The sequence below is a fragment of the Sulfitobacter sp. BSw21498 genome, assembly GCF_006064855.1.
In the GTDB taxonomy this organism is placed as follows: Bacteria; Pseudomonadota; Alphaproteobacteria; order Rhodobacterales; family Rhodobacteraceae; genus Sulfitobacter.
In genome coordinates, this window is the sequence record NZ_CP040753.1 from 348,763 (window position 1) to 369,705 (window position 20,943).

13 protein-coding genes and 2 tRNA genes are annotated in these 20,943 nt (G+C 56.3%); 8 read left to right on the forward strand and 7 right to left on the reverse strand.

Going from position 1 to position 20,943, the window contains the following annotated elements; all coding sequences use genetic code 11:
* Positions 1-339 precede the first annotated feature (339 nt).
* Positions 340-921, forward strand: a complete 582-nt coding sequence (locus tag E5180_RS01870) for a hypothetical protein (RefSeq protein ID WP_254700510.1) — start codon at positions 340-342, stop codon at positions 919-921.
* Between the two features lie 765 nt (positions 922-1,686).
* On the opposite strand, the gene E5180_RS01875 is transcribed toward E5180_RS01870, so the two are convergent.
* From E5180_RS01875 to E5180_RS01890, 4 genes are all read right to left on the reverse strand, one after another.
* Positions 1,687-1,761 (reverse strand) — tRNA-Gly (locus E5180_RS01875).
* A gap of 234 nt (positions 1,762-1,995) precedes the next feature.
* The gene (gene ctaD / locus E5180_RS01880) at positions 1,996-3,669 is read right to left on the reverse strand and encodes a cytochrome c oxidase subunit I (RefSeq protein WP_138922902.1); all 1,674 of its coding nucleotides are present in this window, start codon (positions 3,667-3,669) and stop codon (positions 1,996-1,998) included.
* 326 nt (positions 3,670-3,995) lie between these two features.
* Positions 3,996-4,652, reverse strand: coding sequence for a lipoyl(octanoyl) transferase LipB (lipB, locus tag E5180_RS01885; RefSeq protein WP_138922903.1), 657 nt, complete (start codon positions 4,650-4,652; stop codon positions 3,996-3,998).
* A 39-nt stretch (positions 4,653-4,691) separates the two neighbouring features.
* Entirely contained in the window at positions 4,692-5,360 is a 669-nt protein-coding gene (locus tag E5180_RS01890; RefSeq protein ID WP_138922904.1) for a DsbA family oxidoreductase, read from the reverse strand.
* 175 nt (positions 5,361-5,535) lie between these two features.
* Between E5180_RS01890 and E5180_RS01895 the strand changes: the two genes are divergently transcribed.
* A tRNA-Leu gene (locus E5180_RS01895) sits at positions 5,536-5,621 on the forward strand.
* Positions 5,622-5,690: 69 nt separating this feature from the next.
* On the opposite strand, the gene E5180_RS01900 is transcribed toward E5180_RS01895, so the two are convergent.
* Positions 5,691-6,839: a trans-sulfuration enzyme family protein gene (locus E5180_RS01900; protein ID WP_138922905.1), complete on the reverse strand. Its 1,149-nt coding sequence runs from the start codon at positions 6,837-6,839 to the stop codon at positions 5,691-5,693.
* Positions 6,840-7,093: 254 nt separating this feature from the next.
* On the opposite strand from E5180_RS01900, the gene purB reads away from it, so the two are divergent.
* From purB to E5180_RS01915, 3 genes are all read left to right on the forward strand, one after another.
* On the forward strand, positions 7,094-8,398 hold the full coding sequence (gene purB / locus E5180_RS01905) for an adenylosuccinate lyase (RefSeq protein WP_138922906.1): 1,305 nt from the start codon (positions 7,094-7,096) through the stop codon (positions 8,396-8,398).
* Positions 8,399-8,561: 163 nt separating this feature from the next.
* Positions 8,562-9,086 carry a tetratricopeptide repeat protein gene (locus E5180_RS01910; protein ID WP_138922907.1) on the forward strand — a complete coding sequence of 175 codons (525 nt, stop codon included), beginning with the start codon at positions 8,562-8,564 and terminating at the stop codon, positions 9,084-9,086.
* Positions 9,087-9,209: 123 nt separating this feature from the next.
* Positions 9,210-10,112 carry a lysophospholipid acyltransferase family protein gene (locus E5180_RS01915; protein ID WP_138922908.1) on the forward strand — a complete coding sequence of 301 codons (903 nt, stop codon included), beginning with the start codon at positions 9,210-9,212 and terminating at the stop codon, positions 10,110-10,112.
* Positions 10,113-10,151: 39 nt separating this feature from the next.
* Here E5180_RS01915 and E5180_RS01920 read toward each other — a convergent pair whose 3' ends face one another.
* The gene (locus E5180_RS01920; RefSeq protein ID WP_138922909.1) at positions 10,152-10,850 is read right to left on the reverse strand and encodes a DUF1223 domain-containing protein; all 699 of its coding nucleotides are present in this window, start codon (positions 10,848-10,850) and stop codon (positions 10,152-10,154) included.
* A 234-nt stretch (positions 10,851-11,084) separates the two neighbouring features.
* On the opposite strand from E5180_RS01920, the gene acnA reads away from it, so the two are divergent.
* The 3 genes from acnA (at position 11,085) to E5180_RS01935 (ending at position 20,135) form a co-directional block, all read left to right on the forward strand.
* On the forward strand, positions 11,085-13,859 hold the full coding sequence (gene acnA, locus E5180_RS01925; protein WP_138922910.1) for an aconitate hydratase AcnA: 2,775 nt from the start codon (positions 11,085-11,087) through the stop codon (positions 13,857-13,859).
* A 298-nt stretch (positions 13,860-14,157) separates the two neighbouring features.
* Positions 14,158-15,981, forward strand: coding sequence for an autotransporter assembly complex protein TamA (locus tag E5180_RS01930; RefSeq protein WP_138922911.1), 1,824 nt, complete (start codon positions 14,158-14,160; stop codon positions 15,979-15,981).
* A gap of 8 nt (positions 15,982-15,989) precedes the next feature.
* Positions 15,990-20,135 (forward strand): translocation/assembly module TamB domain-containing protein, encoded by a 4,146-nt coding sequence (locus E5180_RS01935; protein WP_138922912.1) that lies wholly within the window; start codon positions 15,990-15,992, stop codon positions 20,133-20,135.
* Positions 20,136-20,245: 110 nt separating this feature from the next.
* On the opposite strand, the gene E5180_RS01940 is transcribed toward E5180_RS01935, so the two are convergent.
* Positions 20,246-20,764 carry a flavin reductase family protein gene (locus E5180_RS01940; protein WP_138922913.1) on the reverse strand — a complete coding sequence of 173 codons (519 nt, stop codon included), beginning with the start codon at positions 20,762-20,764 and terminating at the stop codon, positions 20,246-20,248.
* Positions 20,765-20,943 lie beyond the last annotated feature (179 nt).

Here is a 20,943-nt window from a genome sequence, read left to right on the forward strand (position 1 = left end):
TAACGTTAGTAAACAAAACCGGCAACAATATGACTTTTTGCAAGTTTCGCCTTGTGCGGGAAATATGCGCTTTTGTTCAGGGAAGGTGAATAGGTAACTTTGGCTATCGAAAGAACAGCGCATGACAGTTGCCGTAAAATCGGCTTATTTTTAATTCAATTATGGGGAAAGTGCCTAGCCCATCGGATACATCTCATGAAAATTACCGCCCTGCCAATTTCATTTGCAATCGTCGTTCTGGTTTCAGGGTGTGGCTCGTCCACCGTGGGTTCTCCGGGGCAAACTGGCTCCCCAATTGCGGCCCTGAGGTTTCAAGAAACTCATGAGAGCGACGCTGCAATGCTCGAACAGACCGCGGCTCTTGACGCGTTGATGCGCGATATTGTGCGCAGCTCGACGGTGAAGCATGCTGCGGTTGGTGCCGCGCTGGGGTGCGGCATTTCGGTACTTGCCACGGCCAACGCGTCAGGTTGCCTACGGTCAGCCGCGGCGGGAGGCGTTGTCGGTGCAGTCAGCGGTAACTTGGCGGGCAGGCGCGAAGTCGCTCGGCGAATGCAGCTGGTGTCGGCAAATGATCTGGTGCGGAGCATTCGTAAATCGAACGAGAAGCTGGATCATATCATGACCGATCTACCGCAGATGCTCTCACGGCAAGAAAATATCGTCGCGACACTGGGGCATCGCAAGGCTTCAGGCGAACTCTCACAGGATGAGTATGAATCCCAAGTGGCACATATTCGCGCCAGTAGAGCAGAAGTCGCTGAGGCGCTTATCTTGTCCTCCAAGCAAGCTACACTGGCGCAGCACAACCTTGCCGATGCGGCAGCGCAGGGCCAAACAGGTCTAGAGTGGCACATTCGTGCCATTGAGCAGTTGGAGCGCGACACACTGTCGGCACGGTCAACGATCTCTTTACTGTGATAAATCGCTAAGGTTCGTCCGGCGGGAAGCGATCCCAAACTGCAGTACCCTTGGCTGGGGTGCAGCCAAGGGTACCGGAAAATGTCGACGCGGTAGTAACCTATATGCTGTTCACCAGGCGATCCTCCCACCCTTAGCTGGCCAAGCCTCCGAGCGCTCATAACCCATTTCATCCTCTCTTTCAGATCGGGGCCGATGCCCATGTTTGATCAGTTCATGATGTAGCTTCAGGATATACCAACTTAACAACACGCCTTTAGCATCCCATTTCTAAAAGCTTTGACTAAGGCATTTTGCACTTCCTATCGAGTGCTTCAAAATCTCGGTGATAATAGGTTTGACGACTTTACCTACACTGCGCAGTTGCTCGGTCTATGCGCTCATGTTCAACCTCGGATGGGGGGGAGGTGGGAGCCCGTGTACTCAAACCTCCTGCGGCCGTTTGCGATGAATTGGTTGCGTTGTCACCGTCTGGAATGCCGGTTGAATGAGGCAGAGCCAAAGCCAAGTGCAGTTGATCCGATGGCTGCGCGCCGGCATTTTTATCGCCGCATTTCAGGCGCACGAGTTTCTTTGGCTGACGTTGAATAGACTGCTAAAATAAATGGAGAAATCTAGCCGTCGAATTGCCCTCTAGTTGGAGGCATATTGACGACGTGCCCACGATGCTGCCTCAAAGGATCAGAGATTCCTGCAGGATACCGGAATAGCAAAAGGCCACCCGAAGGTGGCCTTGCTGTACTGCTGGGTAGGCAGTAATCCAGATGGAGCGGGCGAGGCGATTCGAACGCCCGACCCTAACCTTGGCAAGGTTATGCTCTACCCCTGAGCTACGCCCGCATCATCTGGTAAGGCTTGGAATACCTATAGCAGCGGTGAGCCGCAAGCAGAAAAATAAGTTTTTTCAAAATTAATTTAGCGAAGCTTTCACACATTTATCTTAAGCGAGCATTTTCGCGAGTCCGGGGCGTAACTACATCTGATGATTGGCTTTTTTACGCTGAGTGTAGCCATGCGCAGACAAAAAAAAAGGCCCCAACCGCCGTTGGAGCCTTTCGCTTTTTATGGTGCCAATTAATGACTGGGTTGCTTGTCCCATTCTTCCTGTTTTGGAAGAATTTCGAAGGTATGCTCTGGTGGCGGGCTTGGTAGCGTCCATTCAAGCGTATCCGCATACTCATTCCATGGGTTGGCAGCTGGGCTGCGCGCGCCACGGGTCAGTGTATAGAACATAACACCGAAGAAGAATATGAAGGATGCAAAGCTGAGGAACGCGCCGATCGAGGACCAAAGGTTCCAGTAAGCGAATGCTTCAGGATAATCGATGTAACGACGCGGCATACCTTGACGACCCAAAAAGTGCTGAGGGAAGAAGGTAAGGTTCGCACCGATAAACATCGCCCAAAAGTGCAGTTTCCCAGCCCATTCAGGATACATGCGGCCAGTAAACTTGGGCAGGTAGAAATAGATACCTGCGAAGATCGCAAAGACGGCACCAAGGCTCATTACGTAGTGGAAGTGTGCAACGACATAGTATGTGTCGTGGTAATAGCGGTCGACCGCTGCTTGGGAGAGAACGATACCTGTCACACCGCCAACGGTGAAAAGGAATAGGAACCCGAACGCCCAAAGCATAGGTGTCTTGAACTCGACCGATCCGCCCCACATGGTTGCGATCCAGCTGAACACTTTAACGCCAGTTGGCACGGCGATAACCATTGTCGCCAACATGAAATAGGCTTGTTGGTTCAGGGATAGGCCAACGGTGTACATGTGGTGTGCCCAGACAACGAAGCCGAGCGCACCAATTGCGATGATCGCCCAGACCATTGGAAGATAGCCGAAAATAGGCTTGCGGCTGAAGGTCGCAATGACGTGGCTGATAATGCCAAACCCTGGGAGGATGATGATGTACACTTCGGGGTGACCGAAAAACCACAGGATGTGTTGGTACAGAACCGGATCGCCACCGCCCGCAGGGTCAAAGAACGCGAATCCAAAGTTGCGGTCCATGAGAAGCATGGTGATGGCACCAGCCAGCACGGGCAGGGATAGCAGGATGAGCCAGCTTGTTACAAAGATCGACCAGCTGAACAGCGGCACCTTGAACAACGTCATGCCGGGGGCACGCATGTTCAGGAAGGTTGTGATCATGTTAATGGCGCCAAGGATCGAAGACGCCCCCGATACGTGTACAGCGAAGATTGCGAAATCCATCGACATACCGCCTTCACGAACGGACAGCGGTGGGTACAGAACCCAACCCACGCCAGACCCAAGCTGGCCGCTGCCGCCTGGCGTCAACACCGAACACACGGCGAGTGTTGTGCCGCCGACGTAGAGCCAGAAAGACAGGTTGTTCATCCGCGGGAACGCCATGTCCGGCGCGCCAATTTGCAATGGCATCAGGTAGTTACCGAAACCACCGAACAAAGCTGGAATGACGACAAAAAACATCATCAAGATGCCGTGCGCCGTGATCAACACGTTCCAGAGGTGCCCGTTTGGCGTACAGGTCGCAGCGCTATCAGCGATAAACCGCGCGCCTTCCATACACATATATTGCACGCCTGGGTGCATAAGCTCCAAACGCATATATATGGTGAAGCAAACTGATATAAAGCCAACGAAGGCTGAAACGATCAGGTACAAAAGCCCGATGTCTTTGTGGTTTGTGGACATGAACCAGCGCGTGAAAAAGCCGCGCTCGTCGTGATGGTCTTGCCCGTGAATGGCTGCGTCTGCCATGCGGTGCCTCCTGAGATTGGGTTGTCAACTCACGCTCCGGCAGGGAACGCGCATTGAATTAAAGATCGTTCTAGTGCGGCTTGCCAGTATGGGCAATGGCCGCGTTTGACGCAGGGCAGGAAAAAAGACCGATCTATCGACGGTAGCACCGGGGCATATGGACCTGTGAACGTGGCCCCGGGGAGTGAGCATTGGTCCTAAGTTAGGTAGTATGAGTAGAGGCATATAATGTAGTAATGAATAAAGCATGAACCTTTCATGGATTTCACGCCTCCCGCTCTGGCGTGGAGCGGCCAAGAAGAGAGCCCAGTATTTCAGGGGCTAGGTCAAGATAGATCAGGGAAGATGTTAGCGAATTGATTTTTCAGCGCGATGTCGACGTCTTCCATCGTAACCGGCAGGCCAAGATCGACGAGCGATGTCACACCGTGTTGCTGAATGCCGCATGGAACGATTCCGGAAAAATGTTCCAGATTTGGATCAACATTTATACTTATTCCGTGGAAGCTGATCCACTTTCGTAGCCGAATGCCAATCGCTGCAATTTTGTCTTCACGAATATCCCCGTTCGAACTCAGCGGTTTGTCGCGGCGCTCCACCCAGACGCCGACGCGACCTTCTTTGATTTCTCCGCTGACGGTAAAGCTTGCTAGCGTTGCGATGACCCAGTGTTCAAGGTCTTGCACAAATCGTCTCACGTCTCGGCCGCGCTTACCTACATCTAGCATTACGTAGACAACGCGTTGGCCTGGGCCGTGGTAGGTGTATTGTCCACCGCGCCTTGTTTCAAATACCGGAAACCGCGTTGGATCGGTCAGGTCTTCAATCTTGGCAGAAGTGCCGGCTGAATATAGCGGGGGGTGCTCTACGAGCCAGATGCACTCGTCAGCGCAATTCGAGGCGATAAGGGAGGCGCGTTCCTCCATCCACGCTTCAGCTTCGCGGAAATCAACAAGCTCTTTGGACGTGATCCATTCAACCATACTAAATGCACCGGCTAGGAGGGAATGGCAGAGCGCGCATTATGCGGCACTCATTTCTTTGACGACCTTTTCTAGAATTTGCACATAGTTATCGACACCCTGCGCACCGGTAACCAGGTATTTTCCGGCGAAAACCATCGACGGAACGCCTGAGATTCCCTGGGATGTCCAGACCGATTGCCGCTCGCGAACGCGTTCAACGTGGCTTTTGCCGTCCAGAACCTGCCGCGCTTCATCACGGTCCAGTCCAACCTGAGCTGCAACGTCGACAAGCACTTTAGGGTCAGAGACATCCAAGCCCGCGGTGAAATGTGCTTCGAACAGAGCGAGCTTCAGTGGATGCTGAAGGTTTTGATCTTGTGCCCAATCCAGCAATTGGTGGGCTGCAAAGCTGTTGACGATACGGCTCTCCGCATCAAATTGAAAATCAATCCCAAGTTGAGAACCGATTTGAGTAAGATGGGCACGATTCTGAGCGGACTGCTCGGGCGATGCGCCATATTTTTCGGCAATATGCTCCACTAGGTTTTGACCCTCTGGGCCCATTTGGGGGTTCAGCTCGAACGGATGCCAGCGAATGAAAGCACCGATGTTCAAGGCAGCTAACGCCTGTTCTAGCTGGCGATACCCGACAATACACCAAGGACACATGACATCAGAGACAATATCGATCTGAAGGGCAAGGGTGGTTGGGCTCGCTTGGGTCATATCTCTTCCTTGATTCATATCCTCCCTTAAGTTTACGTCCTTGCGCTGATTTTCAAGTCATGCTGCCTAATTGAGTGGTAAATCACATGAATCTGAACAAGCCCTTAAGCCAGCGCATTTTAGCTCTTCACTTTGCGAAAAACTTTGTCTAAACGAGCCTCACAAACCATGGCGTGCGGTCGTGGCGGAATGGTAGACGCGCAGCGTTGAGGTCGCTGTGGGGTAACACCCGTGAGAGTTCGAGTCTCTCCGACCGCACCACTGGTTTGATTTTCCATCATATTTCACCACAGACGAAGACTTCCGGGACGCGGACGCCCCGAATTCTCGTTATGTGTCAAGCGCTTGTATCAAGTCGTTTCTCAGGTCATCAATGCCTTCGATACCGACCGACAGTCGTAGCAACCCCTCTGGTATCCCGGTATGTGGCTCGATTGTGTGGCGATGCTCGACCAGGCTTTCTACACCACCGAGCGAGGTTGCCCGGTGGAAGATAGCTAGCTTGCTAACGACCGTTAGCGCGGCCTCTGCACCACCTTTGACCACACACGATAAAAGCGAACCAAATCCGCCGGTCATTTGTGCTTGCGCCAGCTCATAGCCGGGATGGGATGGAAGGCCTGGATAAAATACGGTTTCGATTTTCGGATGATCCTGCAGGAACACGGCTAATTTCGCCGCATTGTAAGACATCTCTCTAACGCGAAGTGGCAGCGTACGCATTCCCCGGACCAGAAGCCATGCTTCGAATGGGCCGATGACCGCGCCGGCATCATGACGGTCAATCTTAATATCCTCCCAAACGCGCCCGGTCACGTCGTTGGTTGCCAATACCCCAGCCAATACGTCCGAGTGTCCGTTGATCCCTTTGGTGGCCGAGTGCATTACGATATCAGCGCCGTGGCGCAGCGGCTGTTGCAATACCGGCGTTGCGGCGGTGCTATCGACCACAAGCAACCCGCCGACGGCGTGAACCGCATCAGCGGCGGCCTGGATGTCAACCACACGAAGCCAAGGATTCGACGGTGTCTCAATCAATGCGAGTGTTGGCTTGAAGATCGCGCAATTCTCTTTAAATGCATCAGTATCCGAGGCTTCGACCTCGCGTACTTCAATGTCACGGCGGGTGCAGAAGTCCCGTATCCATTTTGTTGTGCCCCAATAGATCTGGCTTTGTACCAATACGCGGCCACCATTAGGCACCGTCCGAAACGCAGCTGCCAGCGCTGCCATGCCTGATGGAAACAAAAGCGTTTCCTTTGCGCCTTCTAACTGTGCCAGTACGTTCTCCGCGACGCGCACAATATCACTTTGATCGCGCAGGTAGATATTGTCTGGACGTAGCGGCTGGTATGCTGCGTCCCGCAGATATGTCGTGGCCATTGGCAATGCTGGGACGACACCGCCGGTTTGAACATCAATGGCACCCGCCGCTTGGGCAGCGATTGTAGCGGGGCTTAAACGAGACGTATCAGACATTTCTTAACGATTCCCTAATGGTACAGTTCTTTCAATTTATGGCACCTTTGCCCGCCGCGACAAAAACTGCCAGCCCGGAAAGCGATAATCTGACCGCTTCTTCATTTTGCCGGTAAACTCCCGCCGGAGGCGCCTATGATCAAGGCGCGCTTTTGATCTAGAAATGGCGTTATAGGGGTTCAGACTTGTTCTTTACCCCCCCGCGGTCTATCCCGCGGCTACATCAAAACACCCCAAAACAAAGGTATCACCACATGATTCCCCGTTATTCCCGCCCCGAGATGGTTGCGATCTGGTCCCCTGAAACCAAGTTCCGCATCTGGTACGAGATCGAGGCGCATGCCTGTGACGCAATGGCCGACCTTGGGGTGATCCCGCGCGAAAACGCTGAAGCAGTTTGGAAAGCCAAAGATGTCGAGTTTGATGTGGCGCGGATTGACGAGATCGAAGCCGTTACAAAACACGACGTTATCGCATTTCTGACCCACCTGGCAGAGCATGTAGGCAGTGACGAGGCCCGGTTTGTGCACCAGGGGATGACCTCTTCTGACGTTTTAGACACTTGCTTTAACGTACAATTAACCCGTGCCGCCGATATTCTGATTGATGACATGGGCTTGCTGCTGGCCGCGCTGAAACGCCGTGCCATGGAACATAAGAATACGCTGCGCGTCGGGCGTAGCCACGGCATCCACGCCGAACCAACGACGATGGGCCTTACCTTTGCGCGCTTCTATGCAGAGATGGACCGCAACCTGACACGCCTGAAAACGGCCCGATCCGAAATCGCGACCGGTGCCATCTCGGGCGCGGTAGGCACGTTTGCGAATATCGATCCGCGCATTGAAGAGCACGTGTGCGAAAAGCTCGGCCTGTCGCCCGAGCCGGTGAGCACGCAGATCATCCCTCGCGACCGCCATGCCGCGTTCTTTGCCGCCCTCGGCGTGATCGCCAGCTCGATTGAGAACGTCGCGACCGAAGTACGCCATATGCAGCGTACCGAAGTCCTTGAAGGGGCGGAGTTCTTTTCGGCGGGCCAGAAGGGCTCTTCGGCAATGCCGCATAAAAAGAACCCTGTGTTGACTGAGAACCTGACCGGGCTGGCCCGCACGATCCGCATGGCCGTAATCCCTGCGATGGAAAACGTTACCACGTGGCACGAGCGCGATATTTCGCATTCCAGCGTAGAGCGGGCGATAGGGCCGGACACTACGATAACACTCGACTTCGCACTTCACCGTTTGACCGGCGTGATCGACAATATGCTGATCTATCCAGATAACATGCTGGCCAACATGAACAAATTCAGCGGTTTGGTGATGTCTCAGCGTGTTTTGCTTGCTCTGACGCAGGCCGGCGTCAGCCGCGAAGACAGCTATAAGCTCGTGCAACGTAACGCGATGAAGGTTTGGGAGGACGGCAAGGACTTCAAAACGGAGTTGTTGGCTGATGACGAAGTCTTGACTGCGCTAAGTGCTGAAGAGATCGAAGAAAAGTTCGACCTTGGCTACCATACGAAGCATGTAGATACGATCTTCAAGCGCGTTTTCAAAGATTGATCTGGCGCTGACATCCTAGGCTGCATCGTTGCGACGGTGCAGCTTTTTTGATTAAAAGGGTGCGCATTTTAGCCCTATCGCTCTCGCTATCGTGACGCTACGCTTTACCTGTGGTCCAGATCGGCTAACATCTACAGTGTGATTAGTTCAGGAGCGTTTGAGTATGCGTGTTGTGTTTGCGTCCATCCTGTCATTGGCGCTGCCGATTGCAGCCTTTGCGGCGGGCTCCGGTAATACGTCTCCGCCAAAGCCTGTCGTGAAATGCGAAGACGGGCAGGTGTATGAAAAGAAATCCAAAACTTGCGTCGATGCAAAAGACAGTCGCCTGACGCCGGACGACCGATATCAAGCTGTCCGTGAACTGGCCTATGCCGGGGCCTATGAGGACGCGCAAGTCGTGCTTGCCGCTATGCCAGAATATGACGACCGGCGTCTTACCTATATGGGTTTCACCACCCGCAAGATGGGCGATCTATCGGGTAGCATGACATTTTACGCGCGTGCTCTTGAAGCCAATCCTGCCAACATTCTTGCACGGTCCTATCTTGGGCAGGCGCTGGTTGAGCAAGGTAATATCCCCGCCGCGCTGTCTGAGCTGCGTGCCATTCGTGCGCATGGCGGGGCAGGGACGTGGGCCGAAGCCTCCTTGCGCACAGCTATCTCTACCGGTCAGACATTCAGCTATTGAAATCGCATTCCACCCGGTGACGCATTGCCTGCCGGGTGAAACTCGCTTGTTGCGCGGTGCCCTGCACGGTATGAACGGCAGGCCCCGCTCCTTTGGGGCGCTTTTCCTTGCAGGCAGACGCGCATGGCCAGTCCTAAGTACGCTTCAAATGTTCCGCTTAAACGGCGCATTGGTCACTATGTAACCAATGCGTTTATAGTTGGTGTCATCCGTTTAGCCCTGTTGCTGCCCTATGAGGCGCGGTTGGCTTTCGTTGGTTGGATTGTTCAGCGCGTTATCGGGCCGGTGGCGGGATATAGGGCGCGAGCGCTAAAAAACCTAGCCATGATCTGGCCGCAGACGTCCAAAGAGAGACGTGAAGAGATTGCTTCAAAATGTCTGAATAATGTCGGGCGCAGCTTCATAGAAAACTACTCGGCGCGTGACTTCCCTAAGCGCATGGCTAAAAATACACTGATCGGGCCAGGCTTCATTGCGCTGGAGGCGGCCGCTAAAAACGTCAAGCCCGTCATTCTCGTGACCGGCCACTACGGCAACTACGAGGCGACGCGCGCTTGTCTTGTGGCGCGGGGGTATGACGTTGGCGGCCTCTATCGCAATATGAAAAACCCCTACTTCAACGCGCACTACGTCCAGACGATGGAAGCATTCGGCGGTCCGGTTTTCCCCCAAGGGCGCCGCGGTACCGCCGGTTTTGTGCGTCATCTAAAGGAGGGAGGGCAGTTGGTGCTGTTGTTCGATCAGCATGTATTTGGTGCGCCGATGCTGGATTTTCTGGGCGTGCCCGCAAACACCGCGCTCTCCGCCGCCGAGCTTGCGCTACGCTATGATGCTTTGCTTATCCCGTTTTACGGCATTCGCCAACCGGATGGCGTGTCGTTCGAGACCGTTCTTGAGGCTCCGGTGCCGCACAGCGACGCGGCTACGATGACGCAAGCATTGAATGACAGCCTGACGGCGCGTGTAGAGGCGGATCCGGAACAATGGTTTTGGGTCCATCGGCGCTGGCGCAATCGGGGCAAGTAAATCCAATTTTACGATATTCTACCGGCGTCGCGCGTCTTTTTACCTGATGCGCGCCGCGGCGACGATCTCTCCGGCATTGCTGCGCTGGACTAGAACAACACTCGGCATGTCTCCGGTGACAGTCGCCGTGAGGGACAGCGGTGCCTGCCCGCTCCATTGATCAAGTGCCTGCCAGCCTGCGACAATATTGCGGTTCTCGAACGTATGGCCTGCGTTTTCGCCGCGCTTGACCTGCGTCGCAGCGATGGGGTGATACCGCAGCATAAACACGTCAAATGGACCCGACGCGCCGGACAGCGTGTGTGCTTTGATTTCCAGCATGTCGCCGTCACGTGCAATCCTCAGGTCAACTTGGGGGGCATCGGACTTATGCTTGTTGATGGCTTCCATCAGTTCAACCGGCTTGGCTCCGACAACATCTGTCTCGCCGTTCACAATCATCTCGGGCGTATAGATAGATGTGCGTCCCCCTGTTATCGCGTAGGCACGTTGCCGTTCAGCGTGCGCAGGCGCACCGAACGGGTCTTTCCAGCCAATGTAATCCCAATAGTCCACATGAAACGCCAGCGCGATCACGTCCTCCCGTTCGGAAAGCGCCGCGAACAGCTCGTCCGCGGGTGGGCAGGAAGAGCACCCCTGCGACGTAAAGAGTTCGACCACGACAGGACGGTCTTGTGCAAAAGCAGGTGCGACGGACAGCAAGCTGGTAACAATGAGGGACGTGAGCAGGCGGGACATCGCAGGGTACTTTCGGTTTGGATGTTCAATTCGTAGACTGGGCGTATTGCAATTACCACTCAACCTTTGTTGAGGCATTGAAACGTTATGGTGCAATGTGAAAAATGCCATACTCCAGTACACAACGGTATACAAAAGCGGTCGAAACGCGTGTTTGCAGTTGAAACGACCTGCGCAATAAGGCATTTAGACCCCAAGTCACCGACCTTTTTTAACCCATAAAGGGAGCCATCCATGACCATTATCGTTGGCCAGGACACCGCCAAAACCCGCAAAACACTTTCTGCGGGCAGCCAATCCATCGCTTATTATTCGATTCCTGCAGCGCAGGAAGCCGGTCTGGGTGATTTCTCGAACTTGCCAGCCGCGCTTAAGGTGGTTCTGGAAAACATGCTGCGTTTCGAGGATGGCAAAACCGTCACCGTCGACGACATCAAGGCGTTTGCCGAATGGGGTGCCAAGGGCGGTCAGAACCCGCGCGAGATCGCGTATCGTCCCGCCCGCGTGCTGATGCAGGATTTCACCGGCGTGCCTGCGGTTGTTGACCTTGCTGCGATGCGTGACGGGCTGGTGGCCTTGGGCGGCGACGCCGACAAGATCAACCCGCTGAACCCCGTTGATCTGGTTATTGACCACTCGGTTATGATCGACGAGTTTGGCAACCCACGCGCGTTCCAGATGAACGTCGACCGCGAATATGAACGCAACATCGAACGTTATACCTTCCTGAAATGGGGTCAAAAAGCGTTTAACAACTTCCGCGTTGTTCCCCCAGGCACAGGCATCTGCCACCAGGTGAACCTTGAATATCTGTCGCAAACAGTCTGGACAGACACGGACCAAGACGGCGTCGAAGTCGCATACCCCGATACACTTGTAGGGACCGACAGCCACACCACCATGGTTAACGGCATGGCCGTTTTGGGCTGGGGTGTTGGCGGTATCGAAGCCGAAGCCGCGATGCTGGGGCAGCCGATCTCGATGCTGATTCCAGAAGTTATCGGGTTCGAGCTGACCGGTGCCATGATGGAAGGCACCACCGGGACCGATCTGGTGCTGAAGGTCGTTGAAATGCTGCGCAAAAAAGGCGTAGTGAGCAAATTCGTCGAATTCTACGGCGCTGGCCTTGATACGCTGCCATTGGCCGACCGTGCCACTATTGCCAACATGGCCCCCGAATACGGCGCGACCTGTGGCTTCTTCCCGATCGATGCCGAAACCCTGCGCTACATGCGGACAACCGGCCGCGACGAAGACCGCATTGCGCTGGTCGAAGCATATGCCAAGGAAAACGGCATGTGGCGTGACGAAGGCTATGCGCCCATCTACACCGACACGCTGTCGCTGGATATGGGCACGATCGTACCTGCGATTTCCGGCCCGAAACGCCCACAAGACTACATTGCACTCACGTCGGCACACACGGCATTTGCAGAATACGTCAAAGGCGTGCGCGAGGGCAAAGACACCTCTGCCAATTCGGAAATCCGTTGGGAAGGCGAGGGCGGCCAGCCTGAACCTCGCGACATCCCCGGGGACGAAGGTAACCACAAACGCGGTTATGTTCAGACCGAGGATGGCAACTATCAGTTGCATGACGGGTCCATCGTGATCGCGTCGATCACATCGTGTACCAACACCTCCAACCCCTATGTGATGATCGGTGCCGGTCTGGTTGCCCGCAAGGCGCGCGCTTTGGGTCTGACCCGCAAGCCTTGGGTCAAAACATCGCTTGCCCCTGGTAGCCAAGTTGTGTCCGCCTACCTTGAGGCCGCAAACCTCCAAGAAGATCTGGATGCGATCGGCTTTAACCTTGTCGGCTATGGTTGCACCACCTGTATCGGGAACTCCGGTCCGCTTGAGGCTCCGATCAGCAAGGCGATTAACGATTACGACCTGATCGGGACGTCGGTCCTGTCGGGCAACCGGAACTTCGAAGGCCGGATTTCGCCTGACGTACGTGCCAACTATCTGGCGTCGCCTCCCTTGGTTGTGGCCTATGCGCTGGTCGGTGACATGAACGTCGATCTGGCAAGTGCGCCTTTGGGTCAGGATCAAGACGGGAACGACGTCTATCTGAAAGACATCTGGCCAACGTCCAAGGAAGTCGCTGATCTGGTCGAGCAGACCGTGACCCGCGCAGCGTTCCAGGAAAAATATGCCGACGTCTTTAAAGGCGATGAAAAGTGGCAGTCCGTCGAAACCACCGACGCCAAGACCTATGACTGGCCACCGCAATCGACCTATGTTCAGAACCCGCCGTACTTCCAAGGCATGTCGCCAGAGCCGGGCGTGATCACAAACATCGAAAACGCCAAAGTTCTGGCCGTTCTGGGTGACATGATCACAACCGACCACATCTCGCCTGCTGGTTCCTTCAAGGAAACCACACCTGCGGGTCAGTATCTGGTTGAACGTCAGGTGCCTGTGCGTGAATTCAACTCGTACGGCAGCCGTCGTGGTAACCACGAAGTCATGATGCGCGGCACTTTTGCCAACATCCGGATCAAGAACGAAATGCTGGATGGCGTCGAGGGCGGTTATACCAAAGGCCCCGATGGCGAACAGACGTCGATCTTTGATGCAGCGATGGCGCATCAGGAAAACGGCACGCCGCTGGTGATCTTCGGTGGCGAGCAATACGGCGCAGGTTCGTCACGTGACTGGGCGGCCAAGGGTACGGCTCTGCTGGGCGTCAAAGCTGTTATCGCAGAGAACTTTGAACGTATTCACCGGTCGAACCTTGTTGGCATGGGTGTCATCCCGTTCGAATTCACCAACGGTGACACGCGCAAAAGCCTGGGTCTGACGGGCGAAGAAACCGTATCAATCAGCGGTCTCGACACCATCAAGCCACTGCAAGAAGTGCCGTGCACAATCACCATGGCAGACGGTTCGGTCAAAGAGATCATGATCAAGTGCCGCATCGATACCGCGATCGAGATCGAATACATCGAACACGGTGGCGTTCTGCATTACGTGCTGCGCAACCTCGCGAAATCGGCCTGATCACAGGCCACGGGCCGCCGTGTGCGACCCTAAAAAACGCCCGCCAAGTTTCAGCTTGGCGGGCGTTTTGCATATCAGGCCCACGCCATCACGGCAAAGTTCCGCTGTCATGCGTGAAATGACGCAATCCGGCGCGTTTTGCGGTTCACAATCCTGATTTTGCCCAACAGACTGTTTGCCGAAAGCAGGCGGTTTCCGCTATGCATAAGCTAATAACAAACTTGTTTTCTGACGTTGCGGTCGCGCGCTCTAAGTCTCACCCAACGACACGTCGTACCATGAGTACAGGGAGCACCGCATGGCGCAGTTTTATTCAGACAATTTTAAGACGTTTCTGCGCGCCTCCACGGCTGCGGCGGCTTTGGTCTGGGGAGGATACACGGCTAGTTTCGCCGCGACGCTTGATATCACGGGCATCGACAAGGCCTCTGATCTTTACGAAACGGTCTCAGGCGGGTCACTGCTGCGCGAGGAAACCGCCGAAGACGCTGATCCCACAACCCAAGAGTTGCTGGCTGCCGCTCAGGCTGATTACGCTCGGCTGCTGGCCGTGCTTTATGACAAAGGGTATTTCGCAGCCGTCATCAAGATCACCATCGACGGTGTAGACGCTTCGGCCATTGCGCCGGTGGCACCGCCGAAACAGATCAACCGTGCAGTGATCGATATCGAGACGGGGCGAAAGTTCAGCTTTTCCAAGGCAGAGATTGCCCCTGTGGCGCCGGAAACCGAACTGCCGGAACAGTTTGCCGCGGGCGAAACTGCGAGGTTGGGCGTGATGAAGGAAGCCGTTGCCGCTGGCATAAAGGGGTGGCGCGATCAAGGTCACGCCAAAGCAGAATTGGCAGAACAACAGCTGACGGCCCGTGTTCCTGACGCGACTTTGGCTGCCACGCTGCGGCTGCGCCCAGGCCCACGTCTTCGGTTTGGTGAGCTGGTCGTAAAGGGCCAAAGCGACGTGACCCTGCGCCGGATCAAGAAGATCGCAGGCTTGCCGACGGGAGAGGTGTATTCGCAAGAGCAGCTTGATCTCTCGGCAACGCGGCTGCGGCGCACGGGTGCTTTCAGTTCGGTTGCCATGATCGAGGCCGATCAGATTACAGCGCCAGACGTGCTGCCGATCACCGTCCAGGTGACTGACGCGCCCAAGCGTCGCTTTGGTTTCGGCGCCGAACTTTCATCGCTCGATGGTCTGAGCGTTAGCTCCTATTGGCTGCATCGCAACTTGCTGGGCGGGGCCGAAAGGCTGCGCGTCGAGGGGGAGGTATCCGGTATCGGTGGCGATTCAGGCGGTACCGATTATAGCCTCGGGACGCGTTTTGAACGCCCCGCGACATTTAACGCCGACACAAATTTCTATGCGCTGGCTGAAATCGAACAACTGGACGAGGTGAATTATTTCTCGCGTCAACTTGACCTCGAAGCCGGCATCGAACGCATCGCCAGCGAGGAACGTACCTACAGTCTGGGTGTGGGACTGCGCACCGCGCAAACCCGTGATGCTTTTGGCGAGAACGAATATACGTTGCTGACCCTGCCGCTAAGCGCGGAGCATGATTATCGCGATAACCGGCTGGATGCCAAAGACGGATACTATGCCAAGGCCAGCGTGACGCCATTTGTCGCGCTGGCCGGGTCGGATAACGGCGTGCGCAGCTATATCGATGTGCGCGGCTACAAAACCTTTGGCACCACTCGGCCGGTCACCTTTGCGCTGCGCGGTCAGTTGGGGTCGGTCTACGGCCCGACGCTGTCGGAATCTCCGGCAGACTACCTGTTCTATTCGGGCGGCGGGGGCACAGTGCGGGGGCAACCTTATCAATCGCTCGGCGTGGATCTGGCCAGTGGTGACACAGTGGGCGGGCGCAGCTTTGCGGGCCTATCCGCAGAGGCACGCTGGCAGGTCCGCGACAAAATCGGCGTCGTTGCATTTGCCGATGCGGGCTATATCGGCGCGGAAGAGTTCTATGACGGGTCAGGGACATGGCAGTCTGGGGCGGGCCTTGGCCTGCGCTATGCGACAGGCATCGGTCCGATCCGCGTGGACCTCGCGGTACCCGTTTCAGGCCCCGAGACAGATGAGAATTTTCAAGTTTATATCGGTATTGGACAATCGTTTTGATTCACTTTATGCGCAGTTTTCTGGTTTCGGCCCTGATCTTTGTCGGTACTGTCGCCACGGCACAGGAGGATGACAAAGGGTTCCTTACCCGCACGATCCAAGACGCCCTGAGCGGGGCAGGCCGCACGGTCAGCATCGACGGTTTTGCCGGTGCGCTGAGTTCGCGTGCGCGTTTTGACAGGATGACGATCGCTGATGAACAAGGGGTTTGGCTGACACTGGAAGAGGTTGAACTGGACTGGAATCGCTCTGCCTTGCTGCGCGGGCGGCTAGAGGTTCAGGCGCTGACGGCAAAGCGGTTGAACGTGCCGCGGCTGCCTGTCTCGGAGGAAGAAGCGCTTCCCGATCCGGAAGCCAAGCCCTTTAGCTTCCCTGCGATCCCTGATCTGCCCGTCTCCATCGACGTGGCGGATTTTTCAGTCGACGAGATCAACCTGGGCGCGCCGATTTTGGGCGAACCGGCACAGCTGACTGTGCAGGCGACCGCGCTGTTGAACGAAGATACCGCGACCGTCGATATTCTTGCTGCACGGACCGATGGCAAGAAGGGTGAGTTCAAGATTACTGCGGACCTTGACCGCAACGATAGCTTGCTGGAAATGGCCGTGACCCTCTCTGAGGAAGCCAAGGGCATTATCTCGCGCACGCTGAAACTGCCGGATGAACCCTCGGTTGATCTTGTTATTGCGGGTCGCGGGCCGTTGTCGGACTTTGAAACGGATATTGACCTTTCCACGGATGGCGAACAGCGTCTGGCCGGTCGGGTTGTTGTGGCGGCTCAAGGGGATAACACCACGCCGGACCGCCGCATTCGGGCCGATCTGAAGGGTGACGTGACCGCGTTGATCCTATCGCAATACCGCGAATTCTTCGGAACCGATGTGGCGTTGTCTCTCGACGCGCTGGTCAAGGCGGAAGGCGGTGTCGATGTCAGCGACTTCGCTCTCAAGGCGCAGTCAGCCGAGCTGCAAGGCAAGATCACGCTGAACAGTGACAATTGGCCCAGCCTGATCGACATCACCGGTACCGTCGCCAGCGCCGACGGGAGCCTTGTTCTGCTGCCTGTCGCAGGTGGCAATACTTATGTGCGTCGCGTTGGGTTGGACGTGAACTACGACGCGCAAGACGGCGACGCGATCAATGCTACTTTCGACGTCGCCGAGCTTGCCACCGAAGCGCTCGCTACCGAAACGACCCAAGTGACATTGAAGGGTACCTTGCAAGGCGATGCGGGATCGGTCGGCGAATTCATGGGCGACCTCGGGTTTTCGGCACAGGGGCTGTCGCTAACCAATGCTGCCGTCTCCGAAGCTGTCGGCAAGTCGTTGAGCGGTCACACGACAATCGTCTACACCGAAGGAACACCGGTTCAGATTTCCGGTCTTGATCTGTCGGGCACAGACTACGGTCTGACGGGGGACGTAACGATCAGCGGCCCAGGTGAAAGTTTTCTGACCCAGTTGAAAGCACGATTAGAAGCCACTGACATCAGTCGCTTTTCCGCTCTTGCCGGACGCGAGATGGACGGTGCGGCGAATGTCGATATCGTCGGCCAAATTACGCCTTTGGATGGGACGTTTGATCTGAATATCTCTGGCCTGACACAAGATTTGAAGGTCGGAATCGAACAGGCCGATGCCTTGCTTGCTGGGGAAACGACGCTCAGCCTTGGCGCGTCGCGGGATGAGACGGGTACATTTGTCCGCGATTTGATGCTTGAGAACGACGCGCTGACCGCCAGCGGCGGTGTTGAATTGCGAAGCGATAATTCTCAGGCACGAATTGAAGCAAAATTGAATGATATCTCGATGGTGCTGCCACAATACTCCGGCCCGATCACGATCAAGGCCGAGGCCGACCAAGACAGCCGCGGCTGGACCGTCGATGCAGTGACAGACGGCCCTTACGGAGCCGCACTAACAGCAAAGGGGCTCGCGACAGGCGAAAATGCTTTGCTCAATTTCACAGCCGATGTACCCGAGCTGCGCGATTTTGTACCCGAAGCCCCCGTGGAAGGTCCGGTTTCCTTGGCCGGTTTGCTGCGCCAGACGCCGGACGGGTGGCAAGTGGACACCAAAGCCACTGCGCCCGAGGAGGTTACCGCCACTGTCGAGGGCTTGCTGACGCCGCTTGATCTAGACTTTACCGCGTCGATCCCGCGGGTGGAGGCGTTTGCCCCTCAGGTCATAGGCGCGGTCGAGGCATCGGGGACGCTCAAGCAATTAGACGAAGGCTTCCAGATCAATGCCAAAGCCAGCGGTCCTTACGCGGCGAAGGTCGCCGTTCAAGGTATGTTAACACCTATGGTTGATATCTCTTTCGACGCATCGGTCCCGAATCTTCAAGCGGTGGTGCCGCAGGTGAACGGGCCACTTGCTGCGACCGGGACCGTGCGCCAGACGGAAAAGGGGTTTTTTGTCGATACCAGCGCGACCGGCCCATATGGTGCGCGCGCCATGGTTGAAGGATTGGCCACAGGCCCCGAGATGTCACTGACCTTTGACGTGTCGGTGCCCAATGTGCAGCCCTTGGTGCCGGGCGTGTCCGGCCCGCTTGCGGCAAAGGGAACGGTGCGGCAAACGCCCGCCGGCATCGTCGTGAACACCAACGCGACCGGTCCCTATGCTGCACGTGCGTCGGTGCGGGGGGTGGTCACGGGGGATGCGCCCGCGTTGACCTACGATATCACTATCCCCAATCTTGGGGCGGTGGTGCCGAAACTCTCCGGTCCGCTGAATGTGACTGGCACCGCCCAGCAGGAAAACACAGGCTGGCGTGTAAATACCAATGCCACCGGACCCGCAGGCACCCGCGCCACAATTGCTGGACTTGTTGGGAATGATGGAAACCTGAACCTTGATGTGAACGGGAACGTGCCACTGGGCCTGTCGGCCCCCTTCATCGCGCCGCGCATATTGCAGGGCCAAGCCCGGTTTGACCTGATGGTAAACGGTCCTCCTGCGCTTGGGTCTGTTACGGGGACATTGCAAACCTCTGACGCGTCACTATCGGCACCTAATCTGAGGGTGTCATTACAGAATATTGCTGCGGATATCCGATTGGGCAATAACCGTGCGCAGATCGATCTGTCCGCTCGCGGTGCCGATGGTGGGCAGATCAAGGTCGGAGGTGGGGTGACCCTGACGGGATCGCTGCCAGCCGACATCCAGATCGGTCTGAATAGTCTCGTGCTGATCGATCCGTCGCTCTACCGAACGTCGCTGGATGGCAATCTTCGACTGTCAGGTCCCCTCGCGGGGGGTGCAAGTATCAGCGGCCAGATCGATGTGGGCGAGACCGAAGTCAGCGTGCCGTCGACCGGTATGACGAGCATCGGGGATATTCCGCAGATCGACTTTATCGGGGCACCCGCCGATGTCATCGCTACCCGTCGCAAGGCCGGGTTGACCGGTGCCGACACCGGAACCGACCCTGCGGCCAGCAGCGACAGTGGGCCTGGGTTCGGCCTGAATATTCGTATCAACGCGCCGCGCCGTATCTTTGTGCGGGGCCGCGGGCTGGATGCTGAATTGGGGGGCAGCCTGTTGTTGACAGGATCGACCAACCAAATCATCTCGGCCGGTCGGTTTGATCTAATCCGCGGGCGGCTCGATATTCTTGGCAAGCGGTTTGAGCTGGACGAGGGATCCGTACGCTTTCAAGGCGATTTGGTGCCCTATCTTCGGTTTGCCACATCGACCTCTACCAACACAGGAGAGGTGCGCGTCATCATTGAGGGAAAAGCCACGTCGCCCAAAGTCTCGTTTGAATCGACCCCTGACTCACCCCAAGATGAGGTGCTGGCGCAGTTGCTCTTTGGGCGAAACATCTCGGAGATTTCGGCGTTTCAAGCTCTGCAATTGGCCAGTGCCGTTGCGACCCTGGCCGGACGTGGAGGCGCGGGGATCGTTGCTAACTTGCGCACAGGATTCGGACTGGATGATCTGGATGTGACCACCACTGACAGCGGGGCCACGGCCGTGCGCGCAGGGAAATACATCTCGGAAAATGTCTATACGGATGTCACCGCAGCCTCGGATGGGACGGCCGATGTGTCCATTAACCTCGATCTAACCAAAAACTTGACGGCCAAGGGAACGGTGGGGTCCGACGGGAATACCGGGATCGGTATTTTCTTTGAAAAAGATTATTGATCTGATCCGAGAGGCTGCAAAGACAGGGGGAACCCCGAAGGGGGCCAGCCCCCGCCTCGGCGTGGCCGAGGCACCCCCGGGATTTGATCCATTTGGAAGAGCTTAGCCTGCTACCCTACCCTCGGCGTGAAGCGGCCGTAGCGGCCCTGATCGTACATCAAGCCAGAAGCGTTTTCGTCTGTTGCATAGGCAGCGTGGGTGACTTGGCCAAGGATGATCGAATGGTCGCCCGCCGGGTGGACGGCGTAGGTGTCGCAGTGAAAGCTTGCAAGACAGCCTGACAACGTTGGGGCGCCGTTGGGGCCTGTTGACCAGTCGAATGCGCCAAAGGCATCGCCGGAAACAGCAAAAGCATCCGCAAGCGCGCGTTGGCGTGAGTCCAAGATATGCACGGCGAACTGCGCAGCCTGTGTAAACGCGTCATGGCGTTTGGAGCTGAGCGCGGGGGACCATTGCACCAACGGCGGGTCGAGCGAAACTGAGGAGAATGAATTCGCGGTCATCCCCAAGGGGCCATCGGCGGTCTGAACCGTGATGATCGTCACGCCTGTGCCAAACCGGCCAAAAGCGCGGCGCAATTCGACTGTTGCGTCGGGCAGGGGGATGAAGTGGTGCATATTGTCAGCCATATCGCAGCGGTGCCACGCGACGCTGGATTTGTCCAGACGGCAAACCCCCGTGCCTTGGCCGCCGATAATAGCGGTTTGGTGGAACCGAACCGTCCCCAACGTGTTGTCCCTTCACTGAGAGGCGTGACCGTAACATACCGGAATGCCTGTCGGAAAAGGGGTGCTGGAGCATGACGTTC

Coding starts and splice junctions, on each gene's coding strand:
- E5180_RS01870 (WP_254700510.1), top strand. CDS start 340: ATGCTCGAACAGACCGCGGCTCTTGACGCGTTGATGCGCGATATTGTG.
- ctaD (WP_138922902.1), bottom strand. CDS start 3,669: ATGGCAGACGCAGCCATTCACGGGCAAGACCATCACGACGAGCGCGGC.
- lipB (WP_138922903.1), bottom strand. CDS start 4,652: ATGGTTGAATGGATCACGTCCAAAGAGCTTGTTGATTTCCGCGAAGCT.
- E5180_RS01890 (WP_138922904.1), bottom strand. CDS start 5,360: ATGACCCAAGCGAGCCCAACCACCCTTGCCCTTCAGATCGATATTGTC.
- E5180_RS01900 (WP_138922905.1), bottom strand. CDS start 6,839: ATGTCTGATACGTCTCGTTTAAGCCCCGCTACAATCGCTGCCCAAGCG.
- purB (WP_138922906.1), top strand. CDS start 7,094: ATGATTCCCCGTTATTCCCGCCCCGAGATGGTTGCGATCTGGTCCCCT.
- E5180_RS01910 (WP_138922907.1), top strand. CDS start 8,562: ATGCGTGTTGTGTTTGCGTCCATCCTGTCATTGGCGCTGCCGATTGCA.
- E5180_RS01915 (WP_138922908.1), top strand. CDS start 9,210: ATGGCCAGTCCTAAGTACGCTTCAAATGTTCCGCTTAAACGGCGCATT.
- E5180_RS01920 (WP_138922909.1), bottom strand. CDS start 10,850: ATGTCCCGCCTGCTCACGTCCCTCATTGTTACCAGCTTGCTGTCCGTC.
- acnA (WP_138922910.1), top strand. CDS start 11,085: ATGACCATTATCGTTGGCCAGGACACCGCCAAAACCCGCAAAACACTT.
- E5180_RS01930 (WP_138922911.1), top strand. CDS start 14,158: ATGGCGCAGTTTTATTCAGACAATTTTAAGACGTTTCTGCGCGCCTCC.
- E5180_RS01935 (WP_138922912.1), top strand. CDS start 15,990: ATGCGCAGTTTTCTGGTTTCGGCCCTGATCTTTGTCGGTACTGTCGCC.
- E5180_RS01940 (WP_138922913.1), bottom strand. CDS start 20,764: ATGGCTGACAATATGCACCACTTCATCCCCCTGCCCGACGCAACAGTC.